Source organism: Pseudomonas sp. GL-R-19, assembly GCF_019956375.1.
In the GTDB taxonomy this organism is placed as follows: Bacteria; Pseudomonadota; Gammaproteobacteria; order Pseudomonadales; family Pseudomonadaceae; genus Aquipseudomonas.
Genome location: NZ_JAHBDJ010000044.1, coordinates 54,617 through 80,604 on the forward strand (window position 1 = coordinate 54,617; position 25,988 = coordinate 80,604).

Genomic DNA, 25,988 nt, shown 5'->3' on the forward strand with positions numbered 1-25,988 from the left:
TCGGGATTGAGCTTAGGGATATCGGCCATGCAATGGATTTTCATGCTGATCGGGCTGGTGCTCGGCTGGATACTCGACGAGTCATTCAGTGATGCACTGCTGGGCGCGTTACTCGGATTGGGTGTCGGCCAGGCCGTTCGCATGGCTCGCATGGACGCTCGGGCAGCCGAGCAGCAGCGCTTGCTGGAACAGGCACAGGTTGCGCTGCAAGCAGTCGAGCAACGGCTGGCAGTGCTTGAAGCATCAGGCGTCAAGGCGCCGCAAACCCGTGAACCGCTGGTATCGCCTGAAGCCCTCCTTGATGAAACACCTGCTACAGCCCCGGAATTGATCTGGGAACTGCCGCCCGAGTTCGAGCCAATCCCCGCAGCGGCCAGCGAAATCGCCGATGCCTGGAAACCCGAGCCGACTGCTCGCGAAGCTCAATCGACTATCCCCCCGCATGGCCCGAACCTCATCGACCGCGCCATCAGCCGCGCCCGTGCCTGGTTGTTCGGCGGCAATACCGTCTTGCGTGTCGGTGTGGTGCTGCTGTTCCTCGGTCTGGCCTTTCTGCTGCGCTATGCCACCGAAGGCGTGGTGGTGCCGCTTGAGTTGCGCTACGCAGGCGTTGCGGCCGCAGCCTTGGGGTTGCTCGGGTTGGGTTGGTGGTTACGAGCCCGCAACAGCAGTTACGCGTTGATTTTGCAGGGCACCGGGATCGCCGTGTTGTACCTGACAGTGTTTGCCGCGATGCGCCTGCATCCGTTGCTCGATCCCTCGGCGGCGTTTGGCCTGCTGGTGGCGGTGACGATCTGTTCGGCGATTCTCGCCATTGCTCAGGACTCCCTGGGGCTGGCCGCCGCTGCCGCACTGGGTGGCTTCGCCGCGCCCATCCTGGCCTCCACCGGCGCCGGCAGCCACGTCGCGCTGTTCAGTTACTTTGCCCTGCTCAATGCCGGCATCCTCGCCATTGCCTGGTTCAAGGCCTGGCGGCTGTTGAACGTCATCGGATTCACCGGCACCTTCGGCATCGGTTTCGCCTGGGGCCTGCGCTCCTACTCGCCGGAGTTGCTGTGGAGCACCGAGCCGTTCCTGATTGTGTTTTTCCTGATGTACCTGGCCATTGGTCTGTTGTACGCCCGGCGCAAGTTGATGGCGATGAGCGATGCACCGGCAGAGGGCAATCGCGAAGCGCTGCTGCAGTGGTCGGCGCGCAAGGGTGACTACGTCGACGGCACGCTGCTGTTCGGCCCGCCGCTGGTGGGTTTCGGCTTGCAGTTCGCACTGGTGCAGCATCTGGAATTCGCTGCGGCGTTCAGTGCCTTGACGCTGGGCATGATTTACATGGGGCTCGCCCGTTGGCTGATGGCCGGGCGCACGCTGTTGCTGGGGGAAACCTGCCTGGCCTTGGGGGTGATCTTCGCCAGTCTGGCGATTCCGCTGGGGCTCGATGCGCGCTGGACGACGGCGGCGTGGGCGGTGGAAGGCGCGGGGATCTTCTGGCTCGGTCTGCGTCAGCAAAGGCCCCTGGCCCGGGCCTTTGCCTTGCTCCTGCAACTGGGGTCGGCGCTGGCGTTTCTCAGCGAGTTGCACAGCAGCGAGAGCAGCCTGCTCGGCGGTGTGCCATTAGGCGCGCTGTTGTTGGGTGTCGCGTTGTTGTTCAGCTTCTACCAGTTACGCAAAGCCTTGCCGGAGCAGATCAGGCCTTGGGAGCTGATAGGCCTGCCAGTCCTGGCTTGCCTCGGGCTGGCGTTTCTCTATTTGCTGGCACCGCTGTTTTTCTTCAGTCACGGCACGGTGATCAGTTGGGCCTTGGCCGGGGCGCTGACGTTGTTGGTTGGCCTGCGCCTGCCATCGCGCACGTTCGTGTTCACCGCGCTCGCTGTGCAACTGTTGGGTGGCGCGCTGTTCCTGGCGACGGGGCCGCAGTTCAGTGAAGGGGTGATCCCCTTGGCCCATGGCGAGTTCTGGGCGCCGCTGGTGCTGGGGCTGGCCGCGATGGTCGGGGCTTGGCGTTTGCAGATGGGGCATTCGCTCGGAGCGTTCGAAGGGCTGAGTCTGTTGCGATTGTCCCAGGCGTTGCTGGTGTGGGGCGCAGGCTGGTGGGCGTTGGCCTGGGTCATCGAGGTGCTGCATTTCGCGTCGTTGCCGATGCAGGCGACTTTTTTATTGAGCATGGCTGCCGTGAGTGTCGCGCTGTGGACGGTATTGGCACAGCGCCTGAGTTGGCCGTCACTGGGCGTGCTCTGCACGGCGTTGATTCCCGCGGCGGCGCTGGTGCTGCTGGCGGCCTGGCACTCGCGTTATCACCCGGCGGCCAACGTCGGCTGGCTGGCGTGGGCCGCCGTGTTCGTCGTGCATTTCATGTCCCTGCGGCGTCTGGCGCCCATGCTGCCGGCGCGCGTGCTGAGCGTCGCCCATGTGCTCGGCTGTTGGCTGTTGATGGGGGTGCTGGCTCTGGAACTGCGTTACGCCTTGCTGGTGTTGTCCGAGCAATACAACGTCTGGCGCTGGTTGGGCTGGGCGATTCTGCCAAGTCTGTATCTGGTGTCGATGGCGGCACCTCGCGTGTGGCCTTGGCCGGTGTCGACATATTCGAGGGAATACCGTGTATACGCCGCTGCACCACTGGCGTTGCTGATGCTCGGCTGGTTCTGGCTGGCGAATGTCGCCAGTGACGGCAACGCCGAGCCACTGCCTTACGTGCCATTGATCAACCCGCTGGAGCTCGGCCTGTTGTTCGCGCTGTTCGGCGTCTATGTCTGGTCCCGCAGTGCCATGACACAACTGGCGGTCCGCGAGGATTACGTCGCCATCGCCACGCAAGGGGTCACCGGCGCCTCGCTGTTCGTGTTCTTTACTGCATTGGTGATGCGCACGGCGCACCATTGGAGCGGGGTGCCGTTCGAGCTGGATCTGTTGCTGGCGTCGATGCGGGTGCAAGCTGGCCTGTCCATCGTCTGGACCCTGATGGCCCTGAGCCTGATGATCGGCGGCCATTTGCGTCGCCGCCGCGAAGTCTGGCTGATCGGTGCCGCCTTGATCGGCGTGGTCGTGGCCAAGCTGTTCTTTGTCGAATTGAGCAATCGCGGCGGGCTGGCGCGGATCGTGTCGTTTATCGGAGTCGGCGTGTTGCTGCTGGTGGTGGGCTATTTCGCCCCGCTGCCGCCCAAGCGCGCCGACGCTGTGCCGGATACCGGGAAACCGCTCGCGGAATCCGAAGGAGTGTCATCTTGAGTCAGAAGCTGAACCTGGGGTGGCTGGGCGCTGTTGCCATGGGTGTGGTGTTGTCGGCGGTTGCCCAGGAAAAACCGGCGGATTTCACCACCCAAGTGCCCTTGTCGGTATCGGGCGAAGGCCCTTGGTACCGCCTTGAACTGCCCCTGAACGTACAACTGAATGCACGCCAGGCCGACCTGAGCGATCTGCGGGTGTTCAACGCCGTCGGTGATGTTCAGGCTTATGCCCTGGCCCGGCAGTCGGCGCAGAGCAGTGAAACGCGCACCTTGAACGAGGTGAAAAGGTTTGCGCTGTACAACTCGGTGGACGCCACTGAAACCGCGCCGAGCGTACGGGTGCAATCGAGCGCCAACGGCACCTTGGTCGAGGTGCAGCCCTCCAGTCAGCTGGAGGCGGGTGAGGAGGAGTTGCGCGGCTGGTTGCTCGACGCTTCCGCGATCAAGGCGCCGTTGCAGCAATTGATTCTCGACTGGACCAGCGAGCGCGACGGCTTCCAGCGTTTCACCCTCGAAGCCAGCGACGATTTACAGCATTGGCAGTTCTGGGGCGAAGGGCAGGTGGCGCGCCTGACCTTTGCCGACGAGCGGGTCGAGCAGCATGAAGTCAACCTGCCGGGCCAGTCGGCGCGCTACCTGCGTTTGCTGTGGATTACACCGCATTCGGCACCGACGCTGACTTCGGCGCAACTGCAAAGCGCCAGTACCCGCAGCCTGCCGCTGTCGTTGGTCTGGTCCCAGGCGTTGGCCGGCAGCAGCACGAAGGCGGGTGAGTACACCTGGCAGTTGCCGATGGGGCTGAATGTCGAGCGAGTGCAGGTCGAGCTGAGCCAGCCCGGCAGCCTGGCGCCGGTGAGCCTGGCCGGTCGGCGCGACAGCAGCCTGCCATGGCAGCCGTTGGGCAGCGGTTTGCTCTATCGCCTGACCCAGAACGGTGAGGACGTGGTGCAAAACGAATTGCCGTTGTCAGGGCAAATAGTCCAGCAATTGAAACTGACCGTAGACGAACGCGGCGGTGGCCTGGGTGATCAGGCGCCGACGCTGAAGTTTGCCGTGCGCGCCACGCAACTGGTGTTCCTGGCGCGCGGGCCGGGGCCTTACACGTTGGTCGTGGGGAATGCGACGGCGAAGGCGGCGAACTTGCCGCTGTCGACGCTGATTCCGGATTACAGCCCGGAGAAGCTCGCGACCCTGGGCCGGGCCATGGTGGATGTCGGGGCGGTGGCGACGAAGCCGTCGACGGTCACCACGTCTGCGACGATCGACACCAACTGGAAAAAAATCGGCTTGTGGGCGGTGTTGTTGCTCAGTGTGGTGTTCCTGGCGGCGATGGCGTTCAGTTTGTTGCGCAAGCCACCTGCCAAATCCTGAAAGTGGGTGCTGCGCACCGGATCGCGAGCAGGCTCGCTCCCACAGGAGTACGCGTTCAAAATGTGGGAGCGAGCCTGCTCGCGAAAGCGTTCGCCCGACCACTGAAAATGCCGAAATGACCGCAGTTCCCAGGCTCACACCCAGCCCATTTCCAACTACGCTCATCCCCGCGCATGAACTCTCTTCGGCCGATCACGTCTGATAGGAGGAAATGCGCCCCGACTCGCGCTAAACTGCGCGGGTTTTTAGCCCCCCCCATTCCTCCGGAGCCTTCCATGTCCCGCGTTACCTTGAGTCGCTATTTGATTGAGCAGACCCGTAGCAACAACACTCCTGCCGATCTGCGCTTCCTGATCGAAGTGGTGGCGCGTGCCTGTAAGGAGATCAGTCACGCCGTGTCCAAAGGCGCCCTGGGTGGCGTTCTGGGCAGCATGGGCACTGAAAACGTCCAGGGCGAAGTGCAGAAGAAGCTCGACGTGATCTCCAACGAAATCCTGCTCGAAGCCAACGAATGGGGCGGTCACCTGGCCGGTATGGCGTCCGAAGAAATGGACAATGCCTACCAGATCCCGGGCAAATACCCCAAAGGTGCGTACCTGCTGGTATTCGACCCGCTGGACGGTTCGTCGAACATCGACATCAACGCGCCGGTCGGAACCATCTTCTCGGTACTGCGTTGCCCGAACGAATACCTGAGCCAGAACGAACCTTTGAATGAAAAGGCCTTCCTGCAGCCAGGCACCCAGCAAGTAGCCGCCGGTTACGCGATCTACGGTCCACAGACCATGCTGATCCTGACCCTGGGCCACGGCGTGAAGGGTTTCACCCTGGACCGTGAAATGGGCAGCTTCGTGCTGACCCACGAAGACATCACCATTCCTGAAACCACCCAGGAATTCGCCATCAACGCGTCCAACCAGCGTCACTGGGAAGCTCCGGTACAGCGCTACGTTGGCGAATTGCTGGCAGGTGAGACCGGTCCGCTGAAAAAGAACTACAACATGCGCTGGGTCGCCGCGATGGTGGCCGACGTGCACCGCATCCTGACCCGCGGCGGTCTGTTCATGTACCCACGCGACAGCCGCGAGCCGTCGAAGCCGGGCAAACTGCGCCTGATGTACGAAGCTAACCCGATGTCGTTCCTGGTGGAACAGGCGGGCGGTGCGTCCACCGACGGCCACCAGCGCATCCTCGACATCCAGCCGGAAGGCCTGCACCAACGTGTTGCGGTGTTCTTGGGTTCGAAAGAAGAAGTTGCCCGCGTCACGGCTTACCACAAGGAATAAACCATGACCGCGCCCTGGCAGCCGTTGCTTGACTGGTGGTTCGGAAGCTCCGAATCAGCGAGGGAAGTGGCGGCGCAGAAGCGCAAGTTGTGGTTCGGCAAGCGCGACAGCCAGGACCTCGAAGCGCGCGAGCGTTTCGGGGACTGGACCGAGCAGGCACTGGCCGGCGGATTGACCGAGTGGATGCAACATCCCGAAGGTTGGCTGGCCCTGGTGCTGTTGCTCGATCAAATCCCGCGAATGATCTTTCGCGATATTCCCAAAGCCTTTGCAGGCGATCTCCGGGCGCAGAAACTGGTAGCCCAAGGCATTGCCGCGGATTACGACCGGCAGTTGCAGCCGATTCAGCGGGTGTTCATCTACCTGGTGTTCGAGCATAGCGAAGACCTCGCGGTGCAGAACGAAGGTGTCTCGCGCTACATCGAGCTGGTGGCGCAGCAACCGGAAATCGATCGGGCGCTGTTCAGCGATTACCTGGACTATGCCGAGCGGCATCAGAAAGTGATTGCGCAGTTTGGGCGCTTTCCGCATCGCAATGCGGTGTTGGGGCGCGAATCTACGGCTGAGGAGCTGGCGTTTCTGTCGAAGCCTGGGTCACGGTTCTAGTTTTTCGTTGTTGCTGATGCCGTCTTCGCTGGCAAGCCAGCTCCTACAGTTGATCTCCAGTGCGACAATGATCGTTGTAGGAGCTGGCTTGCCAGCGAAGAGGCCCGCAAGTCCGTCTTAGATCCTGAAACTACCCACCAACTGCTTCAACCGCGCCGCCTGCTGCTCAAGATCGGCACACGCACGCAAGGTCGACTGCAGGTTCTCCACACCTTCCTGGTTCAGCATGTTGATCTCGGTGATGTCGACGTTGATCGACTCCACCACGGCCGTCTGTTCTTCAGTGGCAGTGGCGACCGACTGGTTCATGCCATCGATCTCACCGATGCGCTGGGTCACGCTACCCAGGCGCTCGCCCGCCTGGTTGGCGATGCCGACGCTGCTTTCGCTCTGGCGCTGGCTGTCGGTCATGATACCCACCGCTGCCCGGGCGCCGACCTGCAGTTCTTCGATCATCGTCTGCACCTGCTGCGCCGAGTCCTGGGTGCGGTGAGCGAGGTTGCGCACCTCGTCGGCCACCACCGCGAAACCACGCCCGGCCTCACCGGCACGTGCTGCTTCAATGGCTGCGTTGAGCGCCAGCAAGTTGGTCTGCTGGGAGATGCTGGTGATCACTTCCAGAATCTGCCCGATATTGACCGTATTGCTGTTGAGGGTTTCGATGTTGCCGCACGAATCGCTGATCTTGGCCGACAACTGCTGCATCGCCGCGATGGTTTTATCCACCACCTGCTGGCCGTCTTCGGCCAGGCTGCGGGCATCGCTGGAATGTTGCGAGGCGAGGGCGGCGTTCTGGGCGATTTCCTGGGCGGCGGCACCGAGCTGGTTGATCGCTGCGGCCACGCTGCTGGTGCGCGAGGCTTGCTGGTCGGAGTTGAACATCGACGAATTCGACGCGGCCACTACACGCAACGCCACCTCGTTGACCTGGCCGGTGGCCGAGGACACTTCGATGATCGAGGTGTGAATGCGCTCGACGAAGCGGTTGAACGACAGTCCCAGCGCGCCGAATTCGTCGTGGCCGTGAATGGTCAGGCGTTTGGTCAGGTCACCTTCGCCTTCGGCGATATCGTGCATGGCGCGGCCCATGGTCAGCAGCGGCTGCATCAGCAGGCTGATCAGCATGCCCAGCAGCGCAATGATGATCACTATGGCAATCACCATGGCGATGATCGCCGAGGTACGGAACTCGCTGAGCATCGAGAACGCCGTTTCCTGGTCGAGCACCAGTGCCACGTACCAGTTCGCCGATGGCACGCCGTTGACGTGGGTGAAGGAGATGAACTGACGCTTGCCGTCGATCTCGACTTCTTTCATGCCCGGGCTGACTTTGGGCGTGTCGCTCGGATAGGCCTCGGCCAGGTTCTTGAGCACCAGCTTGCTGTCCGGGTGAATCAGGATCTTGCCGTCGGCACCGACGATGAACGCATGACCATGACCGCCGAAGTTCAGCGAATTGATGATCGCACTGACGCTGGACAGGTCGATGTCGGCGCCGGCGACGCCGATCATCTGGCCCTGGTGCTGCACCGGGGTGGCCACGGTGATCACCAGTTTGGCGGAAGACGCGGCAATGTACGGTTCGGTGACGATGGTCTGTTGTGCACTATTGGCCGCCTTGTACCAGCCACGGGCGCGTGGGTCGTAGTCCGCCGCGCGGTTGCCCGCCGGGACCGAGAACATCACCCCGTCGGCGCCACCGAAGTAACTCAGCTGGAAGTTGCCGGTGTAGGCGGGCAGGTCAATGATCCGTTTCAGGCCAGCGGGAGCATTGCCATCGGCGGTGATCTGCTGGGCCATCGACTGCAGCAATTGCATTCGGCTTTCCAGCCAGGTCTGGATGTTGCTGGTGGTCAGGCTGCCGAGTTCCTGCATCGAGGCTTCGGTACTGTTGCGCAAGGTTTCGCGCTGGCGATAGTCGTTGAACAGGATGAAACAAGCGAATGCGACGGCCACCACGAGGGCGGCAGCCAGCAATATCTTGTGGCTGAACTTCATGTTTCTGGTCATGGATGAGCTACCGCAGAGGGGCTGTTCTACAAAATGGGGGAGCAAATGCCACCGACGTGGCTTTGCGTTGCATTTATGTCGACTGAGCGGCGCCAAAGATTAGGTGGATTCTGTGAAAAATGACGAAATGCACGGTAAACAAGGAAAGTGACTGATTTTCGGCAAAAGGTAGACGAGTGGCCCGATAAATAGCCTGCCGGGTACGGAACCTCACAGGGGTTTACTCTTCTAAGCTTCAGCTTGGCAGCCATGCCAATCCCCTACGCCCCCCGGAGTTTCACCATGTCGCTGCGTTCCATCGCCCTGCTTTCGTTTTGCGTGTTGCTGGCTGCCTGCAGCAAAGTCAATCAGGAAAACTACTCTAAGCTCTCGGCTGGCATGGCCAAGGCCGATGTGGAGACCCTGTTGGGCAAGCCCGCCGACTGTTCAGGCGCGCTCGGCATGTCCAGTTGCACCTGGGGCGACAAGAACAGCTTTATCAGCGTGCAGTTCGCCGGTGACAAAGTGCTGATGTTTTCCGGCCAAGGCCTGAAGTAAACCGGGGCGTTTGCCCGCGGGAGAAAAATAATGAAACGGTTATTGATCATCCTTTTTGCCGGTCTGCTATTGGCCGGCTGTGCCACGTCTGGCCAGGACCCATTGGCCCCCAAGACTGTCAAAAGCGTCAATCTCAAGCGCTACCAGGGCACCTGGTACGAGTTGGCGCGCATGCCAATGTACTTCCAGCGCGACTGTGCGCAATCCGAAGCCCATTACACGCTCAAGCCTGACGGTAACGTGGCGGTGCTGAACCGCTGCCTGACGGCGCAGTGGCAATGGGAAGAGGTCAAAGGCACGGCTTATCCACAGGAGCCCGGCAAGGGCGACAAGCTGTGGATCGAGTTCGATACCTGGTTCTCCAGGCTGATCCCGGGTACGGCGAAGGGCGAATACTGGGTGCTGTACGTCAGCGATGACTACAAGACCGCCATTGTCGGTGATCCGAGCCGGAAGTATTTGTGGCTGTTGTCGCGCACGCCGAACGTGAATGGTGTGGTGCGTGAGGAGCTGCTGAGCAAGGCGCGTCAGCAGGGTTACGACACCACGCGACTGATCTGGCGGGCGTCGGAAGAGCAGATGGCCGAGACTTCAAATTAATGGTGTAACCAAAAAGATCGCAGCCTGCGGCAGCTCCTACAGGTTTCGTGTTGATCCGCATTATTGCGACCAACCGGGTTCATGTAGGAGCTGCCGAAGGCTGCGATCTTTTGCTTTTAACCGAGCAAGTCGTGCAGTACCTGAGTGAAGGCGCGATTGCTTTCTTCCTCGCCGGCATGCCGCCCGTCACGCACCACCCACTGGCCATTCACCAGCACATCCCGCACCTGGCGATCGCCACCGGCAAACAGCCACCGATTGAGTATCCCGTCACCATTGGCTGTCGCCAGATACGGATCGTTGCCATCGAGCACCAGCCAGTCGGCGCGTTTGCCGACTTCCAGTGCGCCAATCGGCTGGCCCAGCGCCTGAGCACCGCCATCCAGCGCGGCATCGAACAACGTGCGGCCGACCATTGGCTGATCCGCGCCATACAAACGATTACGCCGCTGGTCGCGCAGACGCTGGCCGTATTCCAGCCAGCGCAATTCTTCCACCACGCTCAATGACACATGACTGTCGGAACCGATGCCCATGCGCCCGCCCTGGGCGAGGAAGTCCACCGCCGGGAAAATCCCGTCGCCCAGGTTGGCTTCGGTGGTCAGGCACAGGCCGGCGACGGCGCGACTCTTGGCCATCGACGTGACTTCTTCCGGGTTGGCGTGGGTCGCGTGGACCAGGCACCAGCGCTGGTCGACGTCGATGTTTTCGTACAGCCATTGCAGCGGGCGACGACCGCTCCAGGTCAGGCAGTCGTCGACTTCTTTCTGCTGTTCAGCAATGTGGATGTGCACCGGGCATTGCTTGTCGCTGGCCGCCAGCACTTCGCTGATCTGCTGCGGTGTAACCGCGCGCAGCGAGTGGAAACACAAGCCCAGCGACTGCGCCGGTTGCTGCGCAAGCACCGGTTGCAGGCGCGATTGCAGCTTGAGGTAGTTTTCAGTGCTGTTGATAAAGCGACGCTGACCGTCGTTCGGCGCTTGGCCACCGAAGCCTGAGTGGCTGTAGAGCACCGGCAGCAGGGTCAAGCCGATACCCGCGGAACTGGCTGCCTGGCTGATGCGCAGAGCCAGTTCGGCCGGATCCGCGTAAGGCTGACCATTGAGGTCGTGATGCACGTAGTGAAATTCTGCCACCGAGGTGTAACCGGCCTTGAGCATTTCGATATACAACTGGCGGGCGATGACGCCGAGTTGTTCCGGGCTGATTTTTCCGACGAGGCGATACATCAGATCGCGCCAGGTCCAGAAACTGTCATTCGGATTGCCCGCCACTTCCGCCAGCCCGGCCATGGCCCGCTGGAAGGCGTGGGAGTGCAGGTTCGGCATGCCAGGCAGCAGCGGACCGCTCAACCGCTCGGCGCCATCTGCATGGGAATCGGCCTGGATATGGGTCAAAACGCCGTCGGCGCTGACCTCAAGACGTACATTGTTGGCCCATCCACTAGGCAGCAGCGCGCGTTCGGCAAAGAAGGCGGACATGGTTCATCACCCCATCGTGTGTTATTTGTATATACATATACAGACGTTTGCCTGCCCGGTAAACTCCGGCAAGCTAGCAACCCTATCCAAACGACCAAGGATTAACCGTGCCGACTCCGCCTCCAGTCTCTCCGTTGGCCGCGAACATGGGCGACAGTCCGGCGCCCTTGTACGCCCGCGTCAAACAAATGATCACCCAGCAAATCGACAGTGGAAACTGGCCGCCGCACTATCGTGTGCCGTCGGAAAGCGAACTGGTCAGCCAGTTGGGCTTCAGCCGCATGACCATCAACCGCGCCCTGCGCGAGATGACCGCCGACGGTCTGCTGGTGCGCATGCAAGGTGTCGGTACGTTCGTCGCCGAGCCGAAAAGCCAGTCCGCGCTGTTCGAAGTGCACAATATCGCCGATGAAATTGCCTCCCGCGGTCATCGCCACACCTGCAAGGTCATCACCCTTGAAGAAGAGGCCGCCGGCTCCGAGCGCGCCCTGGCCCTGGACATGCGTGAAGGGCAGAAGGTGTTCCACTCGCTGATCGTGCATTTCGAAAACGATATTCCGGTGCAAATCGAAGACCGTTTCGTCAATGCGCTGGTGGCGCCGGAATACCTCAAGCAGGACTTCACCCTGCAAACGCCCTACGCCTATCTGAACCAGGTCGCGCCGCTGACCGAGGGCGAGCACGTGGTCGAGGCGATCCTGGCCGAGCCATCCGAATGCAAATTGCTGCAGATCGAAAAGGGCGAACCGTGCCTGCTGATTCGTCGCCGCACCTGGTCCGGTCGTCAGCCAGTGACTGCTGCTCGCTTGATCCACCCCGGTTCCCGTCATCGTCTGGAAGGTCGGTTCCATAAATGAGCAGTGCAAAACTTTTACGCGCCAAAGACTACCCACGCATGCCGTGGAAAAACGGCGGCGGCAGCACCGAAGAAATCACCCGCGATGCCGGCACCGGCCTGGATGGCTTTGGCTGGCGCCTGTCGATTGCCGACATTGGCGAATCGGGCGGGTTTTCCACTTTCGCCGGTTACGAGCGAGTGATCACCGTTTTGCAGGGCGATGGTATGAGCCTGACGGTGGATGGTCAGGTTACGCGACCACTGTTACCGCTGGACCCGTTTGCTTTCAGCGGCGAGAGCAAGGTTTCCTGCACATTGCTGGATGGGCCGATTCGCGATTTCAACCTGATCTACGCGCCGCAGCGTTATAGCGCGCGGTTGCAGTGGCTGGCGGGCGAGCAGCGGTTCTTCAGCTCGGCGGGCACGGTGTTGGTGTTTAGCATCAGCGATGCGCTGGACGTGGTGGTCGATAGCAACGCTTCGCAACTTGGCCGGCATGATTGTCTGCAACTCGAAGGTAACACTGGGTTGCTGGAAATCTCCGTTAATAGCCCATGCTGCGTGATTGAACTGACCGCACGCTGATTCTGAATTTTCAAAAGATCGCAGCCTTCGGCAGCTCCTACATGGGATGGTGTGCATCCTGTAGGAGCTGCCGAAGGCTGCGATCTTTTGCTTTCCAGCGTTCCCGAAAGCGCACCATGTTGTTACCGAACGCCCCAGTGTGGCGCAAAACCACGCTCAAGTAACAAAATCCCCTCGCCACAAAAATCCTCCCGAAAAAATTTCATCTACGCCAGAACCCTTGTCCCAGGCGCTCTCCAGCCGTTTCAGAATTTTTCTTGAATGCTCCTCCAACAAGTTGGCCGCTTGATTGCATATGCTTGTATGTACAAGTAAAGACGTATGTGTATGAGTCACGAGGACTCAACCATCGTCCACTGATTCGCCGGTGTGCACTGATGCCCATTGGCTTGCTCGCCCACTGCCTGGGTTGGTTTGGATTGATTGCTGAGGAGTCTTTTTCGTGACTGACATTAAACCTACAAAGTTTCGTGACGTTGAAATCCGTGCCGCACGCGGTAACAAGCTGACCGCCAAAAGCTGGCTGACTGAAGCTCCACTGCGCATGCTGATGAACAACCTCGACCCGGAAGTCGCCGAGAACCCTAAAGAACTGGTGGTTTACGGTGGTATCGGTCGCGCTGCACGTAACTGGGAATGCTACGACAAGATCGTTGAAAGCCTGACCAACCTGAACGACGACGAGACCCTGCTGGTGCAATCCGGCAAGCCGGTCGGCGTGTTCAAGACCCACAGCAACGCCCCGCGCGTACTGATCGCCAACTCCAACCTGGTGCCACACTGGGCGAGCTGGGAACACTTCAACGAACTGGACGCCAAAGGCCTGGCCATGTACGGCCAGATGACCGCCGGCAGTTGGATCTACATCGGCAGCCAGGGCATCGTCCAGGGCACCTACGAAACCTTCGTCGAAGCCGGTCGCCAGCACTATAACGATGACCTGAAAGGTCGTTGGGTCCTGACCGCAGGCCTCGGTGGCATGGGTGGCGCTCAGCCTCTGGCCGCGACCCTGGCCGGTGCTTGCTCGCTGAACATCGAGTGCCAGCAGGTCAGCATCGATTTCCGTCTGAAAAGCCGCTATGTCGACGAGCAAGCAACCGATCTTGACGACGCGCTGGCCCGCATCGCCAAATACACCGCCGAAGGCAAAGCGATTTCCATCGCCCTGCTGGGTAACGCGGCAGAAATCCTGCCGGAACTGGTCAAGCGCGGTGTGCGCCCGGACATGGTCACCGACCAGACCAGCGCCCACGACCCGCTCAACGGCTACCTGCCGGCCGGCTGGACCTGGGACCAGTATCGCGCTCGCGCCAAGACCGAGCCGGCCGCTGTGATCAAGGCCGCCAAGCAATCGATGGCCGTTCACGTTAAAGCGATGCTGGACTTCCAGAAAATGGGCGTACCGACCTTCGACTACGGCAACAACATCCGTCAGATGGCACAGGAAGAAGGCGTGGAAAACGCATTCGACTTCCCGGGCTTCGTTCCGGCCTACATCCGTCCGTTGTTCTGCCGTGGCATCGGCCCGTTCCGTTGGGCTGCGCTGTCGGGCAACGCCGAAGACATCTACAAGACCGACGCCAAGGTCAAAGAGCTGATCCCGGACGACGCCCACCTGCACAACTGGCTGGACATGGCCCGCGAGCGCATCAGCTTCCAGGGTCTGCCGGCACGTATCTGCTGGGTTGGCCTGGGCCTGCGCGCCAAGCTGGGCCTGGCATTCAACGAAATGGTGCGCAGCGGCGAGTTGTCCGCGCCAATCGTGATCGGTCGCGACCACCTGGACTCCGGTTCGGTATCGAGCCCGAACCGCGAAACCGAATCCATGCAGGACGGTTCCGACGCCGTGTCCGACTGGCCACTGCTCAACGCCCTGCTCAATACCGCGAGCGGCGCGACCTGGGTTTCCCTGCACCACGGCGGCGGCGTCGGCATGGGCTTCTCCCAGCACTCGGGCATGGTGATTGTCTGCGACGGTACTGACGAAGCGGCCGAGCGTATCGCTCGCGTGCTGCACAACGACCCGGCCACCGGTGTCATGCGTCACGCCGATGCCGGTTACCAGATCGCCATCGACTGCGCCAAGGAACAAGGGCTGAACCTGCCGATGATTACCGGCAAATAAAGAAAGCGGGCCTTGGCCCAATGCAAAACCGTAGGAGCTGCCGAAGGCTGCGATCTTTTGATCTTGATCTTTTGAAAGCAAAAGATCGCAGCCTCGTTTCACTCGACAGCTCCTACACAGCTCCTACATAGCTTCTACACAGATACAACCAACACCGACCAACAATCCACAGAGGTTGACCCATGGCTGTTAACAGCGAACGTGCAGGCAACAAACCGTTGATCGAGAAGCGCTCGATCGACTACATCCCGGAAGCGGAAAGACACGGTCGTCTGTTGAGCCAGTTCACCCTGTGGATGGGTGCCAACCTGCAAATCACCGCGATTGTCACCGGGGCCCTGGCCGTGGTGCTGGGCGGTGATGTGTTCTGGTCGTTGATCGGTCTGTTGATCGGTCAATTGCTCGGCGGTGGCGTGATGGCGCTGCATGCGGCGCAAGGGCCAAAGCTTGGCCTGCCGCAGATGATCTCCAGCCGGGTGCAGTTCGGCGTCTATGGCGCGGCTATCCCGATCGTGCTGGTGTGTCTGATGTACCTGGGCTTCACTGCAACGGGCACCGTACTTTCCGGCCAGGCGCTGGGCCAGTTGTTTGGCGTCAGCGACACCGTCGGTATCCTTCTATTCGCCAGTGTCATCGTGCTGGTCACCGTGCTCGGTTATCGGGTGATCCATTGGATCGGCCGTGTTGCCAGTGTCATTGGCGTGATTGCCTTTGTTTATCTGTTCAGCCGTCTGATGAGCCAGGTTGACGTTGGCGCACTGTTGCAAATCCGCCACTTCAGCTGGAGCAGTTTCTTGCTCGCGGTGTCGCTCGCAGCGTCCTGGCAGATCGCCTTCGGCCCTTATGTGGCTGACTATTCTCGCTACCTGCCGAGCAAGATTTCCTCGGTGAAAACTTTTTTTGCCGCAGGCGCAGGTTCGGTCATTGGTGCACAGGTGGCGATGGTCCTCGGCGTGTTCGCTGCCGCTTCGGCCAACGGGCAATACGCCGGCCACGAAGTGGCCTACATCGTTGGTCTGGGCGGTACCGGTGCCACTGCTGCGCTGCTGTACTTCAGCATCGCCTTTGGCAAGGTCACCATCTCCACGCTGAACTCCTACGGCAGCTTCATGTGCATTGCGACCATCATCAGCGGTTTCCGGGGTGACCTGAAGGTAACGCGCTTGCAGCGTCTGGCCTTCGTGCTGGTCATCGTCGGTGCTGCGACCCTGATGGCGTTGCTCGGTCAGCACTCGTTCCTCGGTGCGTTCAAGTCCTTCATCCTGTTCTTGCTGGCGTTCTTCACGCCCTGGAGCGCGATCAACCTGGTGGACTACTACTGCATCACCCGCGAGCGTTATGACGTACCGGCGCTGGCCGATCCGAATGGTCGCTACGGTCGTTGGAACCTTCTCGGTATCAGCGTCTATGTGTTCGGTGTGCTGGTGCAATTGCCGTTCATTTCCACCAAGTTCTACACCGGTCCGCTAGTGGCGGCCCTGGGTGATGTGGATATTTCCTGGATCATCGGTCTGGTGCTGCCCGCCGCCCTGTATTACCTGTGTGCAAAAAAATGGCACGGCACAGTGCCCGATCAACTGATTCTGCCGGTCGAGCAGGACAGCGTTGTACAACCTGAAAAAAGCGGAGCCGGTCGCGCTGCGGCGCAGGCCTGATTGGACGTGGACATGGCTGGATGCCTCTTGACTGCCGTAAGCCAACTCATGATTAGGAGCGTCACAACAATGAAATCGAACAAGACCCTGCTGACCGCATTGCTTTCCATGGGCCTGCTGGCCAGCGCCGGCGCCACTCAGGCGGCGGGTTGGTGCGAGTCGGGCAAACCGGTGAAATTTGCCGGCCTGAACTGGGAAAGCGCCATGCTCCTGACCGACGTGCTGCAAGTCGTGCTGGAGAAAGGCTACGACTGCAAGACCGACAGCCTTCCGGGTAACTCCATCACCATGGAAAACGCCCTGAGCAGCAACGATATTCAAGTGTTCGCCGAAGAGTGGGTCGGCCGCAGCGAAGTCTGGAACAAGGCCGAGAAGGCCGGCAAAGTCGTCGGTGTCGGCGCACCGGTTGTTGGTGCAATTGAAGGCTGGTACGTGCCGCGCTACGTGATCGAAGGCGATGCCAAGCGCAAGCTCGAAGCCAAGGCGCCGGACCTGAAAAACATTGCTGACCTGGGCAAATACTCGGCGATCTTCAAGGACGCCGAAGAGCCGTCCAAGGGCCGTTTCTACAACTGCCCGGCGGGCTGGACCTGTGAGCTGGACAACAGCGAAATGCTGAAAAGCTACGGCCTGGAAAGCACCTACACCAACTTCCGCCCAGGCACCGGCCCGGCGCTGGATGCCGCCGTGCTGTCGAGCTACAAACGTGGCGAGCCGATCCTGTTCTACTACTGGTCGCCAACGCCGCTGATGGGCCAGGTCGACGTGGTCAAACTCGAAGAGAAACCGGGCGTGAACAAGACCGTGGATATCAAGGTCGGCCTGTCCAAGACTTTCCATGACGAAGCACCGGAACTGGTGGCCGTGCTGGAAAAGGTCAACGTGCCAATCGACCTGCTGAACCAGAACCTGGGGCGCATGACCAAAGAGCGGATCGAGTCACCAAAACTGGCCAAGATCTTCCTGAAGGAACATCCTGAAGTCTGGCACGCATGGGTGAGCGAAGACGCAGCCAAGAAAATCGACGCGGCCTTGTAGGTCGGGCTTCTCCGACTGCCGGCGACGGCAGTCGGATGCTTGATCGCAACCCCTTGATTGAGAGTCTCTTATGTTTCCCGAAAGCTTTACCTTTTCCATCGCCGACTGGGTCAACGGTTGGGTCGATTCGCTGGTCACCAACTACGGCGACGTGTTCCGGCAAATCTCCGACACCCTGCTGTGGGCCATCGTCAATCTTGAAAGCCTGCTGCGTGCAGCGCCCTGGTGGCTGATGCTGGCGATCGTGGCCGGTGTGGCCTGGCACGCGACCCGTAAAGTCGTGACCACCGCCGTCATCGTCGGCTTGCTGTTCCTGGTGGGTGCAGTCGGCCTCTGGGACAAGCTGATGCAGACTCTGGCGCTGATGATGGTGGCGACGATCATTTCGGTGTTGATCGGCATTCCGCTGGGCATTCTCTCGGCGCGCAGCAACCGCCTGCGTTCGGTGCTGATGCCGTTGCTGGACATCATGCAGACCATGCCGAGCTTCGTGTACCTGATTCCGGTGCTGATGCTGTTCGGCCTGGGCAAGGTCCCGGCGATTTTCGCTACCGTGATCTACGCCGCGCCGCCGCTGATCCGCCTGACCGATCTGGGCATTCGCCAGGTCGACGGCGAAGTGATGGAAGCGATCAACGCCTTCGGTGCCAACCGCTGGCAGCAACTGTTCGGCGTGCAACTGCCGCTGGCCCTGCCGAGCATCATGGCCGGGATCAACCAGACCACCATGATGGCCCTGTCGATGGTGGTGATCGCCTCGATGATCGGTGCCCGTGGTCTGGGTGAAGACGTGCTGGTGGGGATTCAGACCCTCAACGTCGGACGTGGCCTTGAGGCCGGTCTGGCGATCGTGATTCTGGCTGTGGTGATCGACCGCATTACTCAGGCGTACGGTCGCGCACGGCATGAGGTGAGCAAATGAACAACGCAACCGTGAGCAAGATCGAAGTCAAAAACGTCTTCAAGATTTTCGGCAACCGTGCCAAGGACGCGCTGGCCATGGTCGGCCAGGGCAAGACCAAGGATCAGGTGCTGGCCGAAACCGGCTGCGTGGTGGGTGTGAACGACCTGTCGCTGAGCATCGGCAGCGGCGAGATCTTCGTGATCATGGGGCTGTCGGGTTCCGGCAAGTCGACCCTGGTCCGCCACTTCAACCGCCTGATCGACCCGACCAGCGGCGCGATCCTGGTGGACGGCGTGGACATCCTGCAATACGACATGGAAGCCCTGCGCGAATTTCGTCGGCGCAAGATCAGCATGGTGTTCCAGAGCTTCGGCCTGTTGCCGCACAAGAGCGTGCTGGACAACGTCGCCTACGGCCTGAAAATCCGCGGCGAAAGCAAAGCCATGTGCGCCGAGCGTGCGCTGCACTGGATCAACACCGTGGGCCTCAAGGGCTACGAAAACAAATACCCGCATCAGCTTTCCGGCGGCATGCGTCAGCGTGTGGGCCTGGCCCGTGCCCTGGCGGCGGACACCGACATCATTCTGATGGACGAAGCCTTCAGCGCCCTTGACCCGCTGATCCGCGCGGAGATGCAGGACCAGTTGCTGGAGCTGCAAAAAACCCTGCACAAGACCATCGTCTTCATCACCCACGACCTCGACGAGGCCGTGCGCATCGGCAACCGCATCGCGATCCTCAAGGATGGCCGCCTGATCCAGGTCGGCACGCCGAGAGAGATCCTGCACTCGCCGGCGGATGAGTACGTCGACCGCTTTGTGCAGCGTCGGGCGGCGGTGGTTTGAGTCTTTAAAAGATCGCAGCCTGCGGCAGCTCCTACAGGAGCGAGCCGTACCCGGTGTAGGAGCTGCCGAAGGCTGCGATCTTTTGATTTTATTTAGATGAGGCTGAAGATGTCCCAGGCTGAAAAAATCGTTATCACCCAAGCGCAGGTAACCTGGCAGGACGTGGTCGCCGTGGCCCGCGATGGCGCACAGCTTGAGCTGTCGGCGCCGATCTGGGCGCGCATCGAAAACGCGCAGGCCATCGTCCAGCGCATCGTCACCAGCGGTGAACGTGCTTATGGCATCAACACCGGCCTGGGCGCGCTGTGCAACGTCTCGCTGCAGGACGAACAACTCAGCCAGTTGTCGCGCAACACCTTGCTCAGCCACGCTTGCGGCGTGGGTGCAGCGCTGACCAACGAGCAGACCCGCTCGATCATGTGCGCCGCCGTCGTCAACTACAGCCACGGCAAATCCGGCCTGCACCGTCAGGTCGTCGAAGCGCTGCTGGCGTTGCTCAACCGTGGCATCACCCCGCAAGTGCCGTCCCAGGGGTCCGTGGGTTACCTGACCCACATGGCCCACATCGGCATCGCGCTGCTGGGCGTCGGCAATGTCAGCTATCGTGGTCAGGTCGTTAGCGCGCAGCAAGCGCTGGCCGAAGAAGGCCTGCAACCAGTCAAGCTCGGCGCCAAGGACGGTTTGTGCCTGGTCAACGGCACACCGTGCATGACTGGCCTGAGCTGCCTGGCCATTGCCGATGCTACGCGCCTGCTGGAATGGGCCGACGTGATCGGCGCCATGAGCTTTGAAGCCCAACGCGGGCAAATCGACGCCTTCGACGCCGAGATCATCGCGCTCAAGCCGCACCCGGGTATGCAACAGGTCGGAATCAACCTGCGCGCACTGCTCGACGGCAGCGAAGTGATTGCCCAGAGCAAAGGCATTCGTACGCAAGATGCCCTGAGCATCCGCTCGATTCCGCAGGTGCACGGCGCCGCACGCGATCAACTGGTGCATGCGACCAGACAGATCGAAACCGAACTCAACGGCGCCACCGACAACCCGCTGGTGCTGGGCACCGCAGACAAATACCGCGTTGTTTCCCAGGCCAACCCCCATGGCCAGTCCGTGGCAATGGCGGCGGACCTGCTGGCGATTGCCATGGCGGAAATCGGCTCCATCGCCGAGCGTCGCCTGGACCGTTTGATCAACCCGCACGTCAGCGGCCTGCCGGCGTTCCTGGTGGCCAACCCAGGTGTGAACTCCGGGATGATGATCGTGCAATACGTCGCCGCTTCGCTGTGCGCGGAAAACCGTCAACTGGCGCAACCGGCAGTGTTGGATAACTACGTGACGTCGGGCCTGCAGGAAGATCACCTGAGCCTGGGCACCAACGCCGCGCTGAAGCTGCATCGTGCACTGGAAAACTGCACGCAGATCCTCGCCATCGAGTACCTGTTGGCGGCCCAGGCGTTCGAGTTCCTCAAAGAACAACGCTTCGGCACGGGCACCGATGCTGCCTGGCGCCTGCTGCGCGAGCATGTTGCCCCCTACGACCAGGATCGCTGGTTGGCACCGGACATTGCCGCCGCTGCTGCGGTGTTGAAAGACCCGATTTTGCTGCACAACGCTTTTCCAGAACTGAACTGACTTCCACAACACCAGCGTGCCAAGGCGCGGCTCCCTAAAAGGCAGACGCGACGGACAACGGACATCTCCGGAGCGTCTGGTGAGTTAACAACAACTCTCAAAAGGAGCACAAAATGACTGCGCTAAACCTGATTCCCGGCCAACTGAGCCTCGCCCAACTGCGTGACGTCTATCAGCAGCCGGTGAAACTGACCCTCGACCACAGCTCCTCGGCCCAGATTGAAGCCAGCGTTGCCTGCGTGGAGCAGATCCTCGCCGAGAACCGCACCGCTTACGGCATCAACACCGGTTTCGGCCTGCTGGCCTCGACCCGCATTGCCAGCGAAGACCTGGAAAACCTGCAGCGCTCGCTGGTGCTGTCTCACGCCGCCGGTGTCGGTCAGCCGATCAGCGACGAGCTGGTACGCCTGATCATGGTGCTCAAGGTCAACAGCCTGAGCCGTGGTTTCTCCGGCATCCGTCGTGTGGTGATCGATGCGCTGATCGCCCTGATCAACGCCGAGGTTTACCCGCACATTCCATTGAAAGGTTCGGTCGGTGCCTCCGGTGACCTGGCGCCTTTGGCCCACATGTCGCTGGTGCTGCTGGGCGAAGGCAAGGCGCGCTACAAAGGCGAGTGGATGGAAGCCACCGAAGCGCTGAAAGTCGCAGGTCTTGCCCCGCTGACCCTGGCCGCGAAAGAAGGCTTGGCGCTGCTCAACGGCACTCAAGTCTCCACCGCGTTTGCCCTGCGTGGCCTGTTCGAAGGTGAAGACCTGTTCGCCGGTGCCTTGGCGCTGGGCGGCCTGACCGTTGAGGCGGTTCTGGGTTCGCGCTCGCCGTTCGACGCACGCATCCACGCTGCCCGTGGCCAGAAAGGCCAGATCGATGCCGCCGCCGCGTACCGCGACCTGCTGGGCGAGCGCAGCGAAGTCTCCGACTCCCATGAAAACTGCGAAAAGGTCCAGGATCCATACTCCCTGCGTTGCCAGCCGCAAGTCATGGGTGCCTGCCTGACCCAGTTCCGTCAGGCCGCCGAAGTGCTGGCCATCGAAGCCAACGCCGTATCGGACAACCCGTTGGTGTTCGCCGCTGAAGGCGATGTGATCTCCGGTGGTAACTTCCACGCCGAGCCAGTGGCCATGGCCGCTGACAACATGGCGTTGGCCATCGCTGAAATCGGTTCCCTGAGCGAACGCCGTATCTCGCTGATGATGGACAAGCACATGTCGCAACTGCCGCCGTTCCTGGTGGCCAACGGTGGCGTGAACTCCGGTTTCATGATTGCCCAGGTGACTGCGGCGGCACTGGCCAGCGAGAACAAGGCGCTGTCCCATCCGCATTCGGTGGACAGCCTGCCGACTTCCGCCAACCAGGAAGACCACGTATCGATGGCGCCGGCGGCTGGCAAGCGCCTGTGGGAAATGGCCGAGAACACCCGCGGGATTCTCGCCGTGGAATGGCTGGCGGCGGCTCAGGGTCTGGATTTGCGCAACGGTCTGAAGACTTCGCCAAAACTGGAAAAGGCCCGTGCCATTCTGCGTAACGAAGTGCCTTTCTATGAGAAAGACCGCTTCTTCGCGCCGGACATCAATGCGGCGTCTGAGTTGTTGGCTTCGCGTTGCCTGAACGAGCTGATCACGACCAAGCTTTTGCCTAGCCTGTAATGGCCCCTTCGCGAGCAGGCTCGCTCCCACAGGATTCGTGCAATCCTATGTGGGAGCGAGCTCGCTCGCGATTCGATTTAGCGTCGAATAACAATAATTAGGGACGAGAAATGCAACAGGCAGAAAAAGGTTTGAAACGCGGGCTCTCTGCCCGACATATTCGCTTCATGGCGCTGGGGTCGGCGATCGGCACCGGGCTGTTTTATGGATCTGCCTCGGCCATTCAAATGGCCGGGCCTGCGGTACTGCTCGCTTACCTGATTGGTGGCGCGGCGGTGTTCATGGTCATGCGCGCCCTCGGTGAGATGGCGGTGCACAACCCGGTGGCCGGCTCTTTCGGCCAGTACGCCAGCACCTACCTGGGGCCGATGGCGGGCTTCATCCTCGGTTGGACCTACGCATTCGAAATGGTCATCGTCGGCATGGCCGACGTCACCGCGTTCGGTATTTACATGGGCTTCTGGTTCCCGGAGGTTTCCCGCTGGATCTGGGTGCTGGGTGTCGTTTCCATCGTCGGCGGCTTGAATCTGTGCAACGTCAAAGTCTTCGGTGAAATGGAGTTCTGGCTGTCGCTGCTCAAGGTCGCGGCCATCGTCGCGATGATCCTGGGCGGTTTCGGCATCATGTGGTTCGGCATCAGCTCGGCCCCCGGCCAGGCGACCGACATCAGCAACCTCTGGAACCACGGCGGCTTCATGCCCAATGGCATGGGCGGTCTGATTGCTTCGTTCGCAGTGGTGATGTTTGCGTTTGGCGGTATTGAAATCATCGGCGTAACGGCTGGTGAAGCCAAGGACCCGCAGCACGTGCTGCCCCGGGCGATCAATGCCGTACCGTTGCGGATCCTGCTGTTCTACGTGTTGACGATGCTGGTGCTGATGTCGATCTTTCCATGGCAGCAGATCGGCAGCCAGGGCAGCCCGTTCGTGCAGATTTTCGACAAGCTGGGGATCAGCTCGGCGGCCACCATTCTCAATATCGTGGTGATCACGGCGGCGATTTCGGCGATCAACAGTGACATCTTCGGCGCTGGCCGCATGATGTTCGGTCTGGCCCAACAAGGCCATGCGCCCAAGGGCTTCGCCCGCCTGTCGCGCAATGGCGTGCCATGGATGACCGTGGTGGTGATGAGTGCCGCGCTGTTGCTGGGCGTGTTGCTGAACTATCTGATCCCGGAAAACGTGTTCCTGTTGATCGCTTCCATCGCGACCTTTGCCACGGTGTGGGTCTGGCTGATGATTCTGGTGACCCAAGTGGCCATGCGCCGGTCCATGAGCGCCGAGCAGGTTGCACAACTGAAATTCCCGGTACCGCTCTGGCCCTATGCGCCGGCGGCGGCGATTGCCTTCATGCTGTTCATTTTCGGCGTGCTGGGCTATTTCCCGGACACCCAGGCAGCGCTGATCGTCGGCGTGGTCTGGATCGTATTGCTGGTGCTGGCTTACCTGACGTGGGTAAAACCGGCGGCGGGCCAGGCAGCCCTGGTGACACAGGACCCTGTTTTTTCTCATCGATAACCTAATGGAGGCCAAGGATGAAAACTCTCTGGCAACACTGTCACGTCGCAACCATGGCACAAGGCGTCTACTCGATCATCGAGGACGCGGCCATCGTGACGTCAGGAGCGCACATTGAGTGGATCGGCCCGCGCGGTGAATTGCCGGCGGGCGAGTATCCGGCCGTCAATGATTTGAACGGAGCCTGGGTCACACCGGGCCTGATCGACTGCCATACCCATACGGTGTTCGGCGGTAACCGCAGCGGCGAATTCGAGCAGCGCCTGCAAGGCGTCAGCTACGCGCAAATCGCCGCCAGCGGTGGCGGCATCGCCAGCACCGTGCGCGCCACCCGCGCCGCCAGCGAAGATGAATTGTTCGCCAGCGCCAGCAAACGTCTGAAAAGCCTGATGCGTGATGGCGTCACCAGCATCGAAATCAAGTCCGGCTACGGCCTGGACCTGGCCAACGAGCGCAAGATGCTGCGTGTGGCCCGTCGCCTCGGTGCCGAACTACCGGTCAGCGTGCGCAGCACCTGCCTGGCCGCTCACGCCCTGCCGCCGGAATACGTCGATCGCGCCGATGACTACATTGATCACATCTGCGCCGAAATGCTGCCGGCCCTGGCCGCTGAAGGGCTGGTCGACGCGGTGGATGCCTTCTGTGAATACCTGGCGTTCTCCCCGGCGCAGGTCGAGCGTGTATTTATCACCGCCCAGGCACTGGGCCTACCAGTGAAGCTGCACGCCGAGCAGTTGTCGTCGCTGCACGGTTCGAGCCTGGCGGCGCGTTACCACGCATTGTCCGCCGATCACCTGGAGTTCATGACCGAGGACGATGCCATCGCCATGGCCAAGTCCGGTACGGTCGCGGTGCTGTTGCCTGGCGCCTTTTACTTCCTGCGTGAAACCCAATTGCCGCCGATGGACGCCCTGCGCAAGCACGGCGTGAAAATCGCAATCGCCAGCGACCTCAATCCGGGCACCTCGCCGGGACTGTCGTTGCGCCTGATGCTGAACATGGCTTGCACCTGTTTTCGCATGACCCCGGAAGAAGCCCTGGCCGGTGCGACGATTCACGCTGCCACCGCACTGGGCATGGCCGCCACCCATGGTTCGCTGGAGGCCGGCAAGGTTGCGGACTTCGTCGCCTGGCAAATCGATCGCCCGGCCGACCTGTGTTACTGGCTGGGCGGCGACCTGGAAAAACGCGTCGTGCGCCACGGCGTCGAATCAAGTCTGTAGGAGATCTGTTGTGGATAAGGTTCTGAACTTCAAACAAGGCCGCGTACCGCTGCTGATCAGCATGCCCCACGCTGGTGTGCGCTTGACTCCAGCAGTCGAGGCCGGGTTGATCCCGCAAGCCAAGAGTTTGCCGGACACCGACTGGCACATCCCGCAGCTGTACGATTTCGCCGAGGAGCTGGGTGCCAGCACCCTGGCCGCCGAGTACTCGCGGTTCGTCATCGACCTGAACCGGCCATCTGACGACAAGCCACTGTACGTGGGCGCGACCACCGGTCTGTACCCGGCCACGCTGTTCGACGGCGTGCCGTTGTTCCGCGAAGGGCTGGAGCCTTCGAAACAAGAGCGCGCAACCTATCTTGAGCAAATCTGGACGCCATACCACAGCACCTTGCAGCAGGAACTGGCGCGACTGAAAGCCGAGTTCGGCTATGCGCTGCTGTTCGATGCGCATTCGATCCGCTCGATCATCCCGCACCTGTTCGACGGCAAACTGCCGGACTTCAACCTTGGTACCTTCAATGGCGCCAGTTGCGATCCACAGCTTGCGACCCAACTGGAAGCGATCTGCGCGCGTCACGAAAACTACACCCACGTGTTGAACGGACGCTTCAAGGGTGGCCACATCACCCGCCATTACGGCAACCCGGTCGAGAACATCCACGCCGTGCAGCTGGAGCTGGGGCAGTGCACGTACATGGAAGAGTTCGAGCCGTTCCGTTATCGCCCGGACCTGGCGGAGCCGACGCGGGAGGTGCTCAAGGAGTTGCTGCAAGGGTTGCTGGCCTGGGGTGAAAAACACTACGGGCATTAAGGTTTGGTGCGGTCTCTGTAGGAGCGAGCTTGCTCGCGAAAAACGTCAGGTCAACGT

The 25,988-nt window shown here is 61.0% G+C and carries 20 protein-coding genes and 1 pseudogene; 18 read left to right on the forward strand and 3 right to left on the reverse strand.

From position 1 onward, the window contains the following. Positions 1–27 precede the first annotated feature (27 nt). The 4 genes from KGA83_RS21115 (at position 28) to KGA83_RS21130 (ending at position 6,481) form a co-directional block, all read left to right on the forward strand. Positions 28–3,219 carry a DUF2339 domain-containing protein gene (locus tag KGA83_RS21115; protein ID WP_223530777.1) on the forward strand — a complete coding sequence of 1,064 codons (3,192 nt, stop codon included), beginning with the start codon at positions 28–30 and terminating at the stop codon, positions 3,217–3,219. Next, entirely contained in the window at positions 3,216–4,589 is a 1,374-nt protein-coding gene (locus KGA83_RS21120; RefSeq protein ID WP_223530779.1) for a DUF3999 domain-containing protein, read from the forward strand. Before KGA83_RS21115 ends, KGA83_RS21120 begins: the two co-directional genes overlap by 4 nt. Positions 4,590–4,864: 275 nt before the next feature. Next, complete coding sequence (locus KGA83_RS21125) at positions 4,865–5,875, forward strand: class 1 fructose-bisphosphatase (protein WP_108216199.1); 1,011 nt, start codon at positions 4,865–4,867, stop codon at positions 5,873–5,875. Between the two features lie 3 nt (positions 5,876–5,878). Next, positions 5,879–6,481 (forward strand): DUF924 family protein, encoded by a 603-nt coding sequence (locus KGA83_RS21130; protein WP_223530781.1) that lies wholly within the window; start codon positions 5,879–5,881, stop codon positions 6,479–6,481. Between the two features lie 117 nt (positions 6,482–6,598). Here the strand turns inward: KGA83_RS21130 and KGA83_RS30135 are convergent, their stop codons facing one another. Then, entirely contained in the window at positions 6,599–7,363 is a 765-nt protein-coding gene (locus KGA83_RS30135) for a methyl-accepting chemotaxis protein (protein ID WP_411741915.1), read from the reverse strand. Between the two features lie 93 nt (positions 7,364–7,456). Next, positions 7,457–8,491: pseudogene (locus KGA83_RS30140) on the reverse strand (cache domain-containing protein); the annotation flags it as partial. 282 nt (positions 8,492–8,773) lie between these two features. On the opposite strand from KGA83_RS30140, the gene KGA83_RS21140 reads away from it, so the two are divergent. Together KGA83_RS21140 and KGA83_RS21145 are read left to right on the forward strand one after the other, a co-directional pair. Then, positions 8,774–9,028 (forward strand): hypothetical protein, encoded by a 255-nt coding sequence (locus KGA83_RS21140; protein WP_007975531.1) that lies wholly within the window; start codon positions 8,774–8,776, stop codon positions 9,026–9,028. 30 nt (positions 9,029–9,058) lie between these two features. Continuing rightward, positions 9,059–9,628 carry a lipocalin family protein gene (locus KGA83_RS21145; RefSeq protein ID WP_108216202.1) on the forward strand — a complete coding sequence of 190 codons (570 nt, stop codon included), beginning with the start codon at positions 9,059–9,061 and terminating at the stop codon, positions 9,626–9,628. 116 nt (positions 9,629–9,744) lie between these two features. On the opposite strand, the gene KGA83_RS21150 is transcribed toward KGA83_RS21145, so the two are convergent. Further along, positions 9,745–11,109: a formimidoylglutamate deiminase gene (locus KGA83_RS21150; protein ID WP_223530785.1), complete on the reverse strand. Its 1,365-nt coding sequence runs from the start codon at positions 11,107–11,109 to the stop codon at positions 9,745–9,747. A gap of 146 nt (positions 11,110–11,255) precedes the next feature. Between KGA83_RS21150 and hutC the strand changes: the two genes are divergently transcribed. From hutC to hutG, 12 genes are all read left to right on the forward strand, one after another. Next, positions 11,256–11,966, forward strand: a complete 711-nt coding sequence (gene hutC, locus KGA83_RS21155) for a histidine utilization repressor (protein ID WP_170948611.1) — start codon at positions 11,256–11,258, stop codon at positions 11,964–11,966. Further along, on the forward strand, positions 11,963–12,532 hold the full coding sequence (locus KGA83_RS21160) for a HutD family protein (protein ID WP_223530787.1): 570 nt from the start codon (positions 11,963–11,965) through the stop codon (positions 12,530–12,532). The genes hutC and KGA83_RS21160 overlap by 4 nt, the downstream gene beginning before the upstream one ends. Before the next feature lie 442 nt (positions 12,533–12,974). Then, positions 12,975–14,657, forward strand: coding sequence for a urocanate hydratase (hutU, locus tag KGA83_RS21165; RefSeq protein WP_223457541.1), 1,683 nt, complete (start codon positions 12,975–12,977; stop codon positions 14,655–14,657). A gap of 182 nt (positions 14,658–14,839) precedes the next feature. Further along, positions 14,840–16,312: a purine-cytosine permease family protein gene (locus KGA83_RS21170; RefSeq protein ID WP_223530788.1), complete on the forward strand. Its 1,473-nt coding sequence runs from the start codon at positions 14,840–14,842 to the stop codon at positions 16,310–16,312. A 69-nt stretch (positions 16,313–16,381) separates the two neighbouring features. Then, complete coding sequence (locus tag KGA83_RS21175) at positions 16,382–17,350, forward strand: ABC transporter substrate-binding protein (RefSeq protein ID WP_108216208.1); 969 nt, start codon at positions 16,382–16,384, stop codon at positions 17,348–17,350. A 70-nt stretch (positions 17,351–17,420) separates the two neighbouring features. Continuing rightward, on the forward strand, positions 17,421–18,272 hold the full coding sequence (locus tag KGA83_RS21180; protein WP_223530790.1) for an ABC transporter permease: 852 nt from the start codon (positions 17,421–17,423) through the stop codon (positions 18,270–18,272). Beyond that, positions 18,269–19,099 (forward strand): glycine betaine/L-proline ABC transporter ATP-binding protein, encoded by an 831-nt coding sequence (locus tag KGA83_RS21185; RefSeq protein ID WP_007975542.1) that lies wholly within the window; start codon positions 18,269–18,271, stop codon positions 19,097–19,099. Before KGA83_RS21180 ends, KGA83_RS21185 begins: the two co-directional genes overlap by 4 nt. A gap of 108 nt (positions 19,100–19,207) precedes the next feature. Next, entirely contained in the window at positions 19,208–20,731 is a 1,524-nt protein-coding gene (gene hutH / locus KGA83_RS21190) for a histidine ammonia-lyase (RefSeq protein WP_223530792.1), read from the forward strand. Positions 20,732–20,844: 113 nt separating this feature from the next. Next, complete coding sequence (gene hutH / locus KGA83_RS21195) at positions 20,845–22,377, forward strand: histidine ammonia-lyase (RefSeq protein WP_223530794.1); 1,533 nt, start codon at positions 20,845–20,847, stop codon at positions 22,375–22,377. Positions 22,378–22,487: 110 nt separating this feature from the next. After that, the gene (locus tag KGA83_RS21200) at positions 22,488–23,894 is read left to right on the forward strand and encodes an amino acid permease (RefSeq protein ID WP_108216211.1); all 1,407 of its coding nucleotides are present in this window, start codon (positions 22,488–22,490) and stop codon (positions 23,892–23,894) included. Between the two features lie 17 nt (positions 23,895–23,911). Next, a complete protein-coding gene (hutI, locus tag KGA83_RS21205; protein ID WP_108216212.1) occupies positions 23,912–25,117 on the forward strand; it encodes an imidazolonepropionase in 1,206 nt (401 codons plus the stop codon). A 10-nt stretch (positions 25,118–25,127) separates the two neighbouring features. Beyond that, positions 25,128–25,931, forward strand: a complete 804-nt coding sequence (gene hutG, locus KGA83_RS21210) for an N-formylglutamate deformylase (RefSeq protein ID WP_218429666.1) — start codon at positions 25,128–25,130, stop codon at positions 25,929–25,931. Positions 25,932–25,988: the final 57 nt, after the last annotated feature.